At 47.1% G+C, this 13,571-nt stretch carries 12 protein-coding genes; 3 read left to right on the top strand and 9 right to left on the bottom strand.

From position 1 onward, the window contains the following. Positions 1–32 precede the first annotated feature (32 nt). The 4 genes from DSM2777_RS16775 to DSM2777_RS16760 all read right to left on the bottom strand — a co-directional run bounded on the left by DSM2777_RS16775 (position 33) and on the right by DSM2777_RS16760 (position 3,729). Positions 33–650 carry an SDR family oxidoreductase gene (locus DSM2777_RS16775; RefSeq protein WP_061554617.1) on the bottom strand — a complete coding sequence of 206 codons (618 nt, stop codon included), beginning with the start codon at positions 648–650 and terminating at the stop codon, positions 33–35. Beyond that, positions 647–1,171, bottom strand: coding sequence for a heme utilization cystosolic carrier protein HutX (gene hutX, locus DSM2777_RS16770; protein WP_061554616.1), 525 nt, complete (start codon positions 1,169–1,171; stop codon positions 647–649). Before hutX ends, DSM2777_RS16775 begins: the two co-directional genes overlap by 4 nt. Further along, positions 1,168–2,505, bottom strand: coding sequence for a heme anaerobic degradation radical SAM methyltransferase ChuW/HutW (hutW, locus tag DSM2777_RS16765; RefSeq protein ID WP_061554615.1), 1,338 nt, complete (start codon positions 2,503–2,505; stop codon positions 1,168–1,170). Before hutW ends, hutX begins: the two co-directional genes overlap by 4 nt. A 177-nt stretch (positions 2,506–2,682) precedes the next feature. Then, the gene (locus DSM2777_RS16760) at positions 2,683–3,729 is read right to left on the bottom strand and encodes a 3-deoxy-7-phosphoheptulonate synthase (protein WP_025801292.1); all 1,047 of its coding nucleotides are present in this window, start codon (positions 3,727–3,729) and stop codon (positions 2,683–2,685) included. 405 nt (positions 3,730–4,134) lie between these two features. On the opposite strand from DSM2777_RS16760, the gene DSM2777_RS16755 reads away from it, so the two are divergent. From DSM2777_RS16755 to pnuC, 3 genes are read left to right on the top strand one after another with little or no spacing between them, the layout of a single operon-like run. Next, positions 4,135–4,836, top strand: coding sequence for a Crp/Fnr family transcriptional regulator (locus DSM2777_RS16755; protein ID WP_061554614.1), 702 nt, complete (start codon positions 4,135–4,137; stop codon positions 4,834–4,836). A gap of 23 nt (positions 4,837–4,859) precedes the next feature. After that, entirely contained in the window at positions 4,860–5,612 is a 753-nt protein-coding gene (locus tag DSM2777_RS16750) for a nucleoside phosphorylase (RefSeq protein WP_061554613.1), read from the top strand. Then, positions 5,612–6,331 (top strand): nicotinamide riboside transporter PnuC, encoded by a 720-nt coding sequence (pnuC, locus tag DSM2777_RS16745; RefSeq protein WP_061554612.1) that lies wholly within the window; start codon positions 5,612–5,614, stop codon positions 6,329–6,331. Before DSM2777_RS16750 ends, pnuC begins: the two co-directional genes overlap by 1 nt. Before the next feature lie 292 nt (positions 6,332–6,623). Here the strand turns inward: pnuC and DSM2777_RS16740 are convergent, their stop codons facing one another. The 5 genes from DSM2777_RS16740 to DSM2777_RS16720 all read right to left on the bottom strand — a co-directional run bounded on the left by DSM2777_RS16740 (position 6,624) and on the right by DSM2777_RS16720 (position 13,561). Then, positions 6,624–6,821: a hypothetical protein gene (locus DSM2777_RS16740; RefSeq protein ID WP_061554611.1), complete on the bottom strand. Its 198-nt coding sequence runs from the start codon at positions 6,819–6,821 to the stop codon at positions 6,624–6,626. A 509-nt stretch (positions 6,822–7,330) separates the two neighbouring features. Continuing rightward, positions 7,331–7,630 carry a hypothetical protein gene (locus DSM2777_RS16735; protein WP_061554610.1) on the bottom strand — a complete coding sequence of 100 codons (300 nt, stop codon included), beginning with the start codon at positions 7,628–7,630 and terminating at the stop codon, positions 7,331–7,333. A gap of 562 nt (positions 7,631–8,192) precedes the next feature. Beyond that, positions 8,193–8,531 (bottom strand): hypothetical protein, encoded by a 339-nt coding sequence (locus tag DSM2777_RS16730; RefSeq protein WP_061554609.1) that lies wholly within the window; start codon positions 8,529–8,531, stop codon positions 8,193–8,195. 1 nt (position 8,532) lies between these two features. Continuing rightward, a complete protein-coding gene (locus DSM2777_RS16725) occupies positions 8,533–12,399 on the bottom strand; it encodes an RHS repeat-associated core domain-containing protein (RefSeq protein WP_061554608.1) in 3,867 nt (1,288 codons plus the stop codon). 67 nt (positions 12,400–12,466) lie between these two features. Further along, positions 12,467–13,561, bottom strand: coding sequence for a hypothetical protein (locus DSM2777_RS16720; RefSeq protein WP_061554607.1), 1,095 nt, complete (start codon positions 13,559–13,561; stop codon positions 12,467–12,469). Positions 13,562–13,571 lie beyond the last annotated feature (10 nt).

Raw genomic sequence — 13,571 nt, 5'->3', positions numbered from 1 at the left:
GCAAGATAATTTTTCAAAAAATGTGAACCTTTTTACGGTTTGAGCATCGGGTCAACCAGCGCGAAGGTTTTCCCGTATGAATTTTCGTCATCGATGAGTTTTTGAATTATCAGAGCCACATCGGCGCGGCGAATTAAACCGTGGGCTTCGCCTTGAATACACTGCGCATTTCCGGTTGAGTCACCATTGAAAAGTCCACCTGGGCGTAAAATGCAGTGACGAAGTTGGCTGGTTTGCAGCCAGCTTTCCGCTAGCGATTTCTCTCGCACGGCTTGGCCAAAGGCTTTCTTCGCACGTTCTGACAGCGTCGGCCAGCTGTCACCACAGCCGATAGAGGTGACTAAAATCATATGCGTGAGGCCGCAATGTTCAGCGGTGTCGATGATGAGACGATTACCTTGATAATCACCTTCACGGCCACCAAGAGTTGAAACCACGCGGGCATGTTCACCGGCTAAACGACAAACCTGTTCGACCTTTTCCGCATTGAGGGCGTCGCCCTCAATAACCTGTACGCCTTTGTCGCGTAATGCCTGCGCTTGCTCAGGATTTCTCACCAGTGCAAAAAGCGGGCGCTGCTCTCGCAGGCCCAAGGTGACTAATTCCGCTCCAACGCCGCTGCCGGCACCAAAAATTAACCAAGGTGTCATGCGGTAGTCTCCTGTTTAGCGGCCATTTTGCTTGGTAAAGCGCGGAAAGCGGCTAACTGATCGGCGAGCAGTACGCGATGGCTATCACGGCCGACAAAAATTTTCATCATGGCGCGACCGGCAGCGTTAATGAACCAAACGGAAGCGGTATCCATGCTCATAAACTGGCGTTCTACCAGTGCGATTTGCACGCAGTGGGTGGCGCGAATATGGCCGCTCAGGCCTTTTTTTCCGCGCAGGTTAAAGAAGCCGTGGCGATGAGTTCCGCTCGGTAATTCACCTTGAAATTCAAGGATCAGATCTTCGTTATTCACCAGCGTGGTGACATCGCCCCACTGGGTAATATCATCCCAAACCGTATCAAACTGTGCGCCATCAAAAACCTGCGCGGTGGGAATTAAGCGGATAACGTCCAGAGGCGTTACGTCATAGCGCTTGGCGATATCTTCGACTGTGCCATCTGGGTTAGTGCTCAGAAAAGCCATTAGGTCGTGCTGCTGTGCGGAAGAAGTATGGCTCATGGTGTTGGCTCCAGTTGAATAGGTTGAGTTAGCTGAGTTTCTAGCAGTTGTGGAACGAGCGTTTGTAGTGCCTGCATGATATTGCTCGCCCAAAAACGGCCAGCCGGAGTGAGGCGAAAACGAGAACCGTTAACGGTCATTAGCCCGCATGTTTGCCACTGTTGCAACAAAGGCTCCAGCGGCGCAGGGTTGGCAAGAACGCGCGCCAGATCGAAATATCCCACTTCGATGCCGCCCTGTAGGGTGAGCCGCCAGCGATACTGATCGCTGCGCGAGGTCATCATCATGATCGGTTTGCGGCCTTCATCCAATTTTTGGTAATAGCGCTCAAGGCTACGTTCCATCATGTATGACTGACCGTTTAAGTTACCGCCTGCGCAGCTACCAAAGGCTAAGCAGTCTGCACCTTGTTTGATCAGCAGGTTATACAGATTGCGTTCACGCGTGGTGCGAGCCCAGTGGCTATTGCTGAGCTGGCGCCAGCCTTCATCGGCTAAGAATGCTTCGCCGGTCAGATAAAAGTCTCTGCGCTGAGTAACATCGGGTAGGGTGACGCGCTTGTTTTCGACGGCTTTGCCGAGTGGGGTCGATGGCAAAAGATTAAGCGCGTAGAGATCGACGCCGTCTAAAGGTAAATCGCTGACGATATCAAGATCGGTTTGCCAATCCTGCATGGTTTGGTCGGGTAAACCAAACATCAAATCGCATACCACGGCGGCACGATCGCGCTCGGCCAGCTGACGCATGAAAGCAACGGCTTCTTCGCGGGTTGCGCGACGGCCCATACGCTGACGAATGCGAGTGTTAAAGGTTTGGATGCCGATCGAGAAACGGTTGGCACCGGCTTCCAGACAAGCATCGACGCGCTCATCGTCAAAATTAAGAATGCGGCCTTCAACCGTAATTTCGCAGTCTGGCGCTAGCGGCAGCAGGCGTTTTAACGCGCTGATAATTCGATGTAGCTGAACGGCGGAAAGCGCGGTCGGCGTTCCGCCGCCAAAATAAACGGCATGGATTGGCGATGATTGGTGCAGCGGGCTGGATGCTTCCATCTCGATCTCGCGCATTAGGTAGTCGCAGTATTCTTCGGTTGCTTCTGCTTCCAGTTTGTTTTGATAAAAACCGCAGAATTTGCAGTGCGTAGCGCAAAATGGGATATGCAGATAGAGCAGGCGCTTGTTGCCGCTAACGCGACTGTTAAGAATGCTTTGCCAGTGTTGGTCAACGCTTTCTGGGGCGACTGGCTTTTGGTTTCGCCACGGCATAGTGGCCCATCGGTCACGGAAAGGGATGCCTTCTTCCGCGGCGAAATAGGGCGCTAGATCCAAATTCATGCGCAAATTTCCTTGGTGACTTTTTGATAAAGGCCAACATTAAATGATAATCATAATCATTTAATCAACAAGGAAATTACGTTTGGATGATCTGAATCAAAACGAAATGATAATTAATACAAATAAATGGCTAAAAAAAAGCCGACTCGAAGGTCGGCATTTTATGTCGGTATCAGACTACAATCGTGCGCTTACCGCATCAGCAAGGAGTTCAAGCAGGGTTTCGGTATCCTTCCAGCTTAGGCACGGATCGGTAATCGATTGGCCGTAGGTCAACGCTTGCCCCGGAATGTTTTTCTGGGTGCCTTCAACCAAGAAGCTTTCAGCCATGATGCCCACTATCGCATTGGAGCCATCACGAATTTGTTGCCCAACATTGGCCGCAACATCCAGCTGGCGACGGTGCATCTTCTGGCAATTGCCATGGCTGAAGTCGATAACCAGATGCTCAGGCAAATCAAACTCACGCAAGCTGTCGCAGGCGCTGGCGATATCGTCGGCATGATAGTTCGGCGTTTTACCCCCGCGCATGATGATATGACCGTATGGGTTACCGCTGGTTTGGTAAATTGTCATCTGACCATGCTTATCGGGTGATAAGAACATATGGCTAGAGCGCGCAGCTCGAATGGCATCAATCGCAATGCGCGTATTGCCATCGGTGCCGTTTTTAAATCCTACCGGACAGGAAAGCGCCGACGCCATTTCACGGTGAATTTGGCTTTCCGTGGTGCGTGCGCCAATGGCGCCCCAGCTGATCAGATCGGCGATATATTGACCGGTCACCATATCTAAAAACTCGGTCGCCGTCGGCACGCCCAGTTCGTTTACTTTCAACAAAAGTTCACGCGCTAAGCGAATGCCGTGGTTAACCCGATATGAGCCATTGAGATCGGGATCGGAAATCAGTCCCTTCCAACCAATCACGGTGCGCGGCTTTTCAAAGTAGGTGCGCATGACAATTTCCAAACGATTTTGGTATTTGTCACGCATGGTGGCTAAGCGCTGAGCATAGTCAACGGCAGCATCAATATCATGGATAGAGCAGGGACCAACGATAACCAGCAGGCGTTTATCATCACCACTCAGAATTCTTTCGATTCGCTTACGTGACGCCGTCACGTTTTCTGCAACCGTCGATCCAACAGGCAGTTGTTGCGCCAGTTCTTCAGGCGTAACAAGGGTGTCGATGCGCGCGGTTCGCAATTCATCGGTCTTGTGCATAACCATCTCTAAATCTGTTCTTCGCTACGGCAGGAGTACCGGGAAGTGATGACGATCACAATAAAGCAATTGACGGACAAATCAAGAGTGTGTTGTTCGTTTTATGTACAAATGACGTACTTTTTTACTAGTACATGTGTACATGGTGATTTCTATCATGCTTGAGTGTCGATTTTATCGACAAAATCACGCCGTAATGTTCTGCTGACAATCTGATTTCTTTGCGAGTTGCTGCCGCGAAAAATGCGTTTCATCCGTCATCAACATGAACTTCAGCGCGCTGAGGATAAATGTCCAACACGGTATTCTATTATTAGAGGTTGTTGGCAGTTTGCGGTGCAATGAGTAACGGCTGCAGGACATGTGTCCTGTCTTTAGTCAATGAGAGGAAATATAGTTATCACCATGAAAAACGGGAATAAAAACAGTCAGTGGCTGAGCGTTATTGAGCTGGTAACAAGCGACCAAACGCTTTACTCATTGCTGAAGTATTGTCCATTGGAAGTTTTGCGTTGCTGGCAATTAAACCAATTCTCTGCGGGTGAGTTGGTTTGTCGGCAAGGAGATATTTGCGAAGAGTTTCATTTGATCGTACAGGGTGAGGTTGATGTATTCACCACCGCTGATGATGGACGCAAATACTCACAGGCTCGGTATAACAAAGGCGATATGTTGGGTGAATTAGAAATATTTGAGCAACGCCCTTATATCTGTTCTGTAGAAGCGCTTGGCAATGTGACCTTGCTAACGTTAACTCGAGAGGAGTTTTGTAGCTGGCTGGCGCTAGATAACTATTTTAATCAAAAAATCTTGCAGTTATTTAGCCGTCAATACTACCAACTGTCTAAAAAGGCCGGCGAGGATACACTTTATTCGTTACATCAACGTATTTGTTTAGATTTACTACAACGGTTCCAACACCAGGGATCCGATAGCAGCAAATGGATGTTATTTAATAAACAAAAGCTGAGCGAACAATTTGCGGTTGCACCACGCAGCATCAACCGCATTTTGTTTGAACTCCGCGAGAAAAATATTATTGCGATTAACGGTGAGCAACTTCAGGTTATTGATCCTCAACGCTTACTAAAACAGTCAGAACAATAACGAGTGATTCATAGGGATATATTATGACTCAGCGGCAACCCCATATTCAGTTAAGCCAAAGTATGACGCAGGCGCGTTATGCATTATTGCCTGGAGATCCAAAGCGTGTAGAACACGCAGCGCAATTTTTAGAGAACGTTGAGGAGTTGGGCTGTCATCGAGAATACCGCGCATTGCGTGGTTGGTTTCTAGGAGTGGAAGTGCTGGTGATGTCAACCGGCATGGGCGGGCCTTCGACGGCGATTGCCGCTGAGGAACTCAACCAAATCGGCGTGACAAATTTAATTCGTATCGGAAGCTGCGGTGCGATGCAAGACCACATGCGCCTTGGAGATTTAGTTATTGCTCACGCGGCGGTGCGCGATGAAGGTACCAGTAATGCCTATGTTAAACCCGCATATCCCGCCTGCGCAGATGTGAGCTTGGTTAGTACACTGGTTCAGCAGGCCAAGCGGTTGGAATATACTGCCCACTGCGGCTATGTTCGTAGTCATGATAGTTTTTATACCGATCATGAGCAGGAAATAGACCATTATTGGTCAAATAAAGGTATCTTAGCCGCTGATATGGAAACTGCTGCGCTTATGGTTGTTGGCGCGTTGCGCCATATGCGAACGGCATCGATCCTGAATGTGGTTGTCGAACATAATGCCTGCCTGACAGAAGGGATTAACGACTACCAGCAACAAGAAAAATCAGCACAGCAAGGTGAGTCTCGCGAGATCCTTCTTGCGTTAGAAACTGTGTATCAAGATAGTCTCGAAGGGAGGCAATAATGGATTTTTTTAGTATCACAAATGTGATGGTTAATATCCCGCTGGGCGAGGGCGGCTATGCGCTCTCATGGATTGAAGCTATCGGTACCATATTCGGTTTGCTATGTATTTGGTTTGCAAGTAAAGAAAAAATCATTAACTATTTGTTTGGGTTAATTAACGTTACGTTATTTGCCGCAATCTTTTTCCAAATTCAGCTATACGCAAGCTTATTGCTTCAGGTTTTCTTCTTTGCAGCCAATCTCTATGGCTGGTACGCATGGAGCCGTCAGAACGAGGCTAATGAAGCCGCTTTAAAAATCCGCTGGCTGCCACGCAATAAAGCCATAACGTTGGCGTTGGTGTGCATCGTCGCTATTGCATTGATGACGTTCTTTATCGATCCGGTATTTGCGGTACTGACTCGTATTGCAATAAGTCTAATGCAATTCTTAGGTCTTTCCGTTGTGATGCCAGAACTCCAGCCGGATGCATTCCCGCTGTGGGATTCCGCGATGCTGATCCTCTCTATCGCCGCAATGGTATTGATGACACGGAAATACGTTGAGAACTGGTTGTTGTGGGTACTCATTGACGTGATTAGCGTGGTGATTTACGCCATCCAAGGCGTTTACGCGATGTCATTGGAATATATTCTACTGACCGCTATCGCCATCATGGGCTCAGTGGCTTGGATTAAGAGCGCCAAAGCACACGGTTCTGCGCCATTGAGCCCTTAGGCGACTAAATTGAATTAACTAAAGTTAATCTTAGCGAAAAGGCTCTATGGGAATAGGGCCTTTTTTGTTTTATTTTGTATATATTTTAGTCGTTGGTCTTCAGGTAAGGCATTAATTTGATCTTTCGATAGCGGCGTTACGCCATTATTAAACTGAGCGGGAGTTTTTTACCCCTGCTAACTTTCAGGTTTTTATTTTACAACTTCTATTGTAAATTTCGTCATGAATTTTTCTGCAGTAACGATTCTAGATATGATTTCATCTTTTTCCTTTTTTGAAATAACAACTTTCTTCATATTTCATCAAAAATATCAGATGAATAAATACTTTCATATCCTGACTTTGTTTTTGGATCCCATCCCAGTTCTCTTAAAACTCTATAACTTTTGTTGTCGTCTTTATACCCAATATGTTCTCGCCCAGCAGAAAATACATGATATCCTGATTCATGCATAACCTCCTGTGCATCTATTTTAATAAAACCACCCATTATTTACCTCCTGTAATAGTATTTTTAATATTAGTATTCAGTTTTAAATCAGGAAATTCTGATGAATTAAAAATAGAAGTGGGTCTTGGGTTATTTAATATCCCAATCGCCATACCAGAGGCATGTTCAGCATACCTTTAATCTCTTTACCTTAAAACTCCAGGACGTCTAGTCAATTGCCACCATATATTGATTCTTGTGATCAGGCCGCTGGGGTCGGTGGCTTTCAGCACGTCTCCTTGTGGGTTGCGTTCATAGTGCCATACTTGCTGATGCGGCGGTATTCTTGATAATAGTCGTATTCGAAGCTGTGATGGCAGATCATCACCAATGGTTCGAAGCTGTTGGGGCGATAAATATAGTTATGGTAGTTTTCTTGGTTATCTTCCATTTGCGCGGCTAATTGATAGCCGCGCTAGATGAGAAGGGTGGTGACGTTGTAACGGCTTTGCTTAGGCGCCGATTGAACGTGTCTATTATGTTCTGGGTTGATTGTTATCTTTAATAACTTAATCTATTAGCTCTATTTTTATATCATCCATAAAAATTTCTGCCTTTACTATTTGTTTCAATATTTCATTTTTTAAATTTTTATCTAATGCAACAATATTTCCATTGATGTCATAGATGCTTGATGTGAAAATTATTTCACAAAACTGCCCTGTGGCAGGGTCTCGACCTAATTCTCTTTGTATTTTATAAACTACCTCTCCATTCTTATAGCCAATGAAATCACGACCAGAAGAATAAACCTCATAACCAGATTTGTGTATGACGTGTTGACTGGTTAATCTTATAAACTCATGCAATTTATTTCCCTCCAGTTATTACGTTCGTAGTTTTGCTGTTTAATATTAAAGTGGGGGATTCTATTCTGTTGAATATTGATGTAGGGCTTGGGTTGTTTAATATCCCAATGGAGGTTCCTGATGCTTTATTGGCATATAACTCAGATGCTCTTTCCCAAATGGCATAAGATTCTGATTTATCAATTCCTTTAACTCCATCATCAAACAACTTCAAATCATCTAACTACTTATCTCTTCGCGCTGATTCTAGCGTCATTGGGGCATGTAAGGAGTTAATTTCTCCATTGTCTTAATTTTATTTGCTCATCATGTCTGATGTTGAACATATGTGAGACATTACCCTGCTATTATGGATAGTGGGTGATTTAGGTGATAATGGTTTACATTACCACCTAATGGTACTGGATTATTTAAAATTATACCTTAATCGAGATGCTTATTTAAATTAACCCATATTTTTTTCGATAAGTATAAGGCATCTTTTTCCATTCAGCATATCCTAGTAAATCAGGTAGCAATAAATGGCCTGAATCATATTTTTTTTCGAATATTTCATCTTGAATTAATGCTTTGCTATTATCTGTTTCATTAAAACTTGCTTCTGATATATTATCGAAAATAACAAAATCCCACTCGGATATTTTTTATTTGTATGATTTTCTAGTATTTTTACTATATTATCCAAGTTTGTTGGCGTGGAATTCCATATCCACCCATCACCTTGGCCGACCATTTCTGTTGGATCAAATTCTATCGCAATTGTATATTTTTCATTATCGCTATTTTCAATGTAAATTGACTTCACGATTTCGCTTAGCTCATTGCTGATTATATCTCGATGTATACAAACAGAATGTGCTGAACTAAAGTTAATTCGGTGCACTATATCGTCTCTATTCATTTTATTTACCATCTACAAAGATTGCAGCTTTCTTTCTACGAGTGCCACCATTTTCAGTAAATGTTCTCAATGTTAAATTGTAGTGTGGTGTATGCATATGTGGGCCTCTAGGATGAATTTTAGAACTTTCAGGATCCTGTTTGTTGATAAGGTCACCTCGATAAGTACCAGGAGGATCAATATCACCGGGAATATAACCGCCGCTGCCTGATGGTTTTAGCTCTGGCATATTATCTAGTATATTTCTAGCCTCATCCACGCTGCTTACTCTAATTTCCCCACCATTTCTTAAAATGTCTATTTGTTCTTCTTGCTTAGTTTTTGGAATTAATGGAGAGTTATCTTTTTTCTGTATTTCAGGCTCAGGACTACGATCGCCAGTCGGATCATTTCCCAAAGAAAACAACCCCAATGGGTCAATCTTCCTTATGGGGTTTCCTTCTACATACAAATACGGATTTAACCCACCGGCTAACCCAACCGGATCCTGCGTCAAATACCGCTTCATGGTGGGGTCGTAATAGCGGTTTAGATTGTAAAAGAGCCCGGTTTCCCTGTCGTGATACTGTCCGGCAAAGCGTAGGGGATTGTCAATGCCGGCGCCGTTGTTGGCCTCGGTTTTTATGCTGCCGAAGGCGAGGTAATTGCTTTTCCAAACCGCTTGTCCGTGGGCGTCGGTCAAGCAGTGCGGCGTGCCGAGGTGGTCGTTTTGATACCAGTATATTTCCGGCTTTTGTCTAACTGGCAGGGCGCGGTCGGTGTGGCGGTGTTCTTGATAATAGTCGTATTCGAAGCTGTGATGGCGGGTCAGCGCTAACGGTTCGAAGCTGTTAGGGCGATAAATGTAGTTGTGGTAGTTTTCACGGTCGCCTTCCATTTGCGCGGCTAATCGATGGCCGCGCCAGATGAATAGGGTGGTGACGTTGTTAACGGTTTTACTTAGGCGTCGGTTGAACGCATCGTAGGTGTAACGAGCGATGGTGCCATCGGGCATCTCGGTTTTTATCAACCGATGCTGACAGTCGTAGTTAAAGCGCTTAACCAGCAACAGCCCCGCATGTTTTTCCACGCTTTCGCTGATGAGGTTACCAAACCGGTCATACTCGAAATGTTTTCCGCTGTAGTGGGCCAAGCGGTTTCCGGGTGCCACATTTTGTGCATCGGTGCGAAACGCGCCATACACGGGGTTTCCAGCAGCATCCCAGCGGAAAGTTTCTGAGTTGTAGGCGTCAGGCTCGCCGTTGGGGGCGTCAACCGCGCTGAGTCGGCTTAGCGAGTCATACTGATAGTGTCGTGCTTCGTTTCCCGCCGTTTCTTGCAGATTGCCCTGCGAAGCGTAGCGATAACGTTGTTCCCAAAGGGCGACGTTAGGCTGTTCGTTGCGGTAGATTTTATGCAGATTACGCTGCCCGCGCGGGCTGTAGCCATAGCGGTTGACCAGACCGTTGCCTTGATGGTATTCACTCAGGCGCTGCTGCGGGTTATAACGGAAATTCGCCAACGGTTGCTGGTTGAGCGTGATCTCCGCCAGTTGTTGGTTCTGATAGTGATATTCCAGCCATTGAAAATCGGGCAACTGGGTGCCAACCAGCCTGCCACATTCATCATAACGATAGCGCTGTGTGTGACCGTTCTGATGCTCGGCGCTGAGTCGGCCAACGGTGTCATATTCGTAATACAGCAGCGCAGTGCCTTCTTCTACGCTGACTAACTGGCCTTGTGGGTTGTATTGATAGGTGACCGTATGCCCATCGGGCAGGGTTTTGAGCAATAATCGCCCTTTGGGATCGCGCTGGTAGGCGGTGATAAACGGCGGTTCATTATGCTGATTTCCGAACTCTTGTTTTTCAATCAGATGGCCGTTGGCATCGTGCTGATAGGTAGTTTTAAGATTATCAAATCCAATTTCTTCACATAGCCTGCCGTCGGCGTCGTAGCGCAGTTGGTAATGCTCGCCTTTGGCATTGGTGATCTCACTGACCTGCAAATGCACGTTGTCATAACGATAGGCAAGGGTATCGCCATTTGGCAGGATTTTGCGGGTGAGCAGATGCAGTGGAGCGGCATATTCATAGCGCGTTTCGTGGCCTTGCTCATCGATAAAGCGAGTGACTTTGCCATAGGCGTTATATTCATAGCGCTGCGGTTTTTCATCGTCCTGCTGACAGAACACCATTCTGCCTAGCGCATCGTATTGATAGTGTCTGACCGTCCCTAGGTCGCTACGGATCGTTTCAGGATGGCTATTGAGACCGGAGTAGGTGTATGCACGTTGGCTGCCCGAATGAGATTCAGCCACCATGCGGCCCAGTGCGTCATAGCTGTATTGCTGAGTTTGTCCGTCAGGTTCAGTGACGGTGGCCACTTTGCCTTGCGAGTAATAGGTGAAGGTTGTGGTTAGGCCGCTGGGGTCGGTGGCTTTCAGCACGTCACCTTGTGGGTTGCGCTCATAGCGCCATACTTGCTGATGCGGAGGCGCACCGCGTCTCTCTTCGAACAAATGACCCGCTAACCAGCGGTATTGGGTCATGACTTGGCCGGGTTCAGCTTTGGTAACAAGTTGGCCGTTATCGTTGTAGAAATAGCGTGTGACCTGACCCAAACCATCGGTGTAACCGACGCACAGCCCGGTGTCATTGTATTGCCAGTGCTGCTCAATGCCCGCTGCGCTTTTGCTGTATATCAGCCGAGCGCCGTCGTTATGCTGGTATACCTGCTGGCTACCGTCCATGCGCGTTACGGTGACCTGCTGTTGCTCGGTACTCCAGCGGTAGCGGTTGTCGAGTTGGCCGAAATTACCAAACTGGCGTATGCAACGCAGATGTTCATCTACCTGCGCCCATTCCCAATTAAACTCAGCACCACCGGCTAGCTGACGCTGGGTGATGACATGATCGTCACGATAGCGATAGTGTTCACGTTCACCTAAGGCGTTAGTGGCCGCAATGAGCTCGCCTGCGGAATTGTACTCATAGCGTATCAAGGTGCGGAACGTGTTCCAAACTTGCTGGATGCGATCTCTTTGCTGTAAATGTACGGCGCTGATTTGCGTTGCCGTTGAGGGCGAGTATTCGAAGCTAAGGCGTGCTTGCGTGGTATCAGACAGTGAAATCAGCCGATTCTGTTTATCGTAAAACAGGGTTAACGTGTTGCCATAGGCATCGCTGATGCCGATGAGCTTGGCGTGGTCGCCTTCGCGATAAAACTGATATTGGCCTTGCCCGTTAGCGAAGGTTAGGGTGTAGCCATTGGCGATGATATTGCCATTCAATCTGGCGATGGAAAGATTAGCCGCACCGGCAACGTTGACGACTAACGGGGCATCAGGATGAGGCAATGGGAAAGTGGTGGTACGATGCTCATCGTCGTGCCAAATGACTTTTTCACCTTCAAAGGTGAGTGAATGAGAGAGGCTATGACGCCAGCCAAAGCCTAAATCATTGGCGCTGTTTGCTGCACTGCTGCGATAGCAACGCTGCCAAGTAAAGGGCAACCAGCCTGGAAGTGTACCGTCGGCGAGCGTCAATAACTCTTCGCCGCTCATCATGGAAACCGGATCGCCATCGGTGGTGGTATCTCCGCTGCCCTGTGAGCGATGGCCATCAGGTCCGATACCACCGTCACCGCCGAGCGGGACTTTTTCTTCGATCTCGATTTGATGCGTGCTGGCGTAATCACGATTAAGTGACACATTGTTCAGGCGTTCAGGGCTTTGCACACTGTGCCCGGTCGCTTTTAAGTGACTCGCCGCACTGAGTTTTTTTATCTCATCGAGATGTTTGCTTTCTTCAACGGCTTGTTTCATTACCTTCAGCAGGTCTTTGACATCACTCATTACCTTGCTGCCGGCACCAATTCCTTTTGCCACGAGACGTTCCTTCTTATCACTTAGTTTTAATCGTAAACATTGGCGTAATTATCTGAGAGTGCTGGCGCTAAGCGATGACGCCGCTAGCTGCATCGAGCACATCCAATAGCAGGGTGGCTAATCCACCGGGCGGGGCCAAATACAACGCACTCATCACCAGCATTTGGCCAAAGGCTTCGCCAAGTGCATTGGTGATTTGCTGCGGTGTTAACAGTGAGATATAGCAATAGAGGGTGTTGACGAGGATATAGAGCATTATTTCGTCACTAAGCAACGTGAGCGTATCGGCGATCTCTTTACCACCGGCTTCAAATTTAGCCTTGAACTGTGCAAGACCCTCAGCGGAGAAATATTTTCCAAGCTCGGTGAGATTACACTCACTCACCCAGCCCCAGACCTTTTTCAGCGTGTCATACAGGGTTTTTAGCTGACCGAAGATGCCTGTGATGACGTGACTCATCACTTCAACGCTATCAATTTTCCCGTCATTTTTGGCAAATTTGGCCCATTCAGCTTGCAATGAGGTTGTCCACTGCGTTGTTAGCCATGTCATGCATTTATCAACAAAGCCCTGATAGGCAGTGACCAGTGAGCTTCGTAGGCTATCCGGGATGTCGGGGGATACGGCTAAGACGTAGTAATAGCCTGCTTCGCAGGCCGGAATGGTGACGGTTGCTTTGCCTTGCTCGTCAAATTGACCAGAGCTGATGACGTCACCGCCTTGCAGATTGGCATTGTGCCAGTCGGTAAAACCCGTGGTGGATACATCTTGAATTAAGGCACCGCGAAGCCGATAGGGCGTGATCGTATCGTTCGCGCTGTAAACTCCTTTATATTTGAAAAGCTTGAAGGGCGAGTTGCGAATAGGGATAAACTTGACCGACTCGAATGCATGAGTGAGGGTAATGGTTTTTTCCACGTCTTTAGAGCATTGAGTAAAGAGCGGTAGGCTTTTGCTGTCTACGCTGCCAGTGGCTAACGTCATATCACCAGACTTAATCTGCTGATCCATATTCAGCAGGCTGCCCCAAAAACGATCTTGGTTATTAGCGATATAGCTTTGAACCATGCTGCCCATATCCGCCATAACCTTGAGATAGTTAGCCTCAGCATCGGCGATTATTTTGGCCGGATCAGGCCTATACATTTTACAGGCTGCCATGGATCTCCAT

Source organism: Obesumbacterium proteus (assembly GCF_001586165.1).
GTDB classification, from domain to species: Bacteria; Pseudomonadota; Gammaproteobacteria; order Enterobacterales; family Enterobacteriaceae; genus Hafnia; species Hafnia protea.
Note: the sequence above shows the minus strand (reverse complement) of the source record. Positions and strands in the feature narration are given on the sequence as shown.

Bases quoted from the DNA above. Each gene is read 5' to 3' on its own strand.
- hutW (WP_061554615.1), bottom strand. From the start codon at position 2,505: ATGAATTTGGATCTAGCGCCCTATTTCGCCGCGGAAGAAGGCATCCCT.
- DSM2777_RS16740 (WP_061554611.1), bottom strand. From the start codon at position 6,821: ATGGGTGGTTTTATTAAAATAGATGCACAGGAGGTTATGCATGAATCA.
- DSM2777_RS16775 (WP_061554617.1), bottom strand. From the start codon at position 650: ATGACACCTTGGTTAATTTTTGGTGCCGGCAGCGGCGTTGGAGCGGAA.
- DSM2777_RS16750 (WP_061554613.1), top strand. From the start codon at position 4,860: ATGACTCAGCGGCAACCCCATATTCAGTTAAGCCAAAGTATGACGCAG.
- DSM2777_RS16730 (WP_061554609.1), bottom strand. From the start codon at position 8,531: ATGAATAGAGACGATATAGTGCACCGAATTAACTTTAGTTCAGCACAT.
- DSM2777_RS16760 (WP_025801292.1), bottom strand. From the start codon at position 3,729: ATGCACAAGACCGATGAATTGCGAACCGCGCGCATCGACACCCTTGTT.
- DSM2777_RS16755 (WP_061554614.1), top strand. From the start codon at position 4,135: ATGAAAAACGGGAATAAAAACAGTCAGTGGCTGAGCGTTATTGAGCTG.
- pnuC (WP_061554612.1), top strand. From the start codon at position 5,612: ATGGATTTTTTTAGTATCACAAATGTGATGGTTAATATCCCGCTGGGC.
- DSM2777_RS16720 (WP_061554607.1), bottom strand. From the start codon at position 13,561: ATGGCAGCCTGTAAAATGTATAGGCCTGATCCGGCCAAAATAATCGCC.
- hutX (WP_061554616.1), bottom strand. From the start codon at position 1,171: ATGAGCCATACTTCTTCCGCACAGCAGCACGACCTAATGGCTTTTCTG.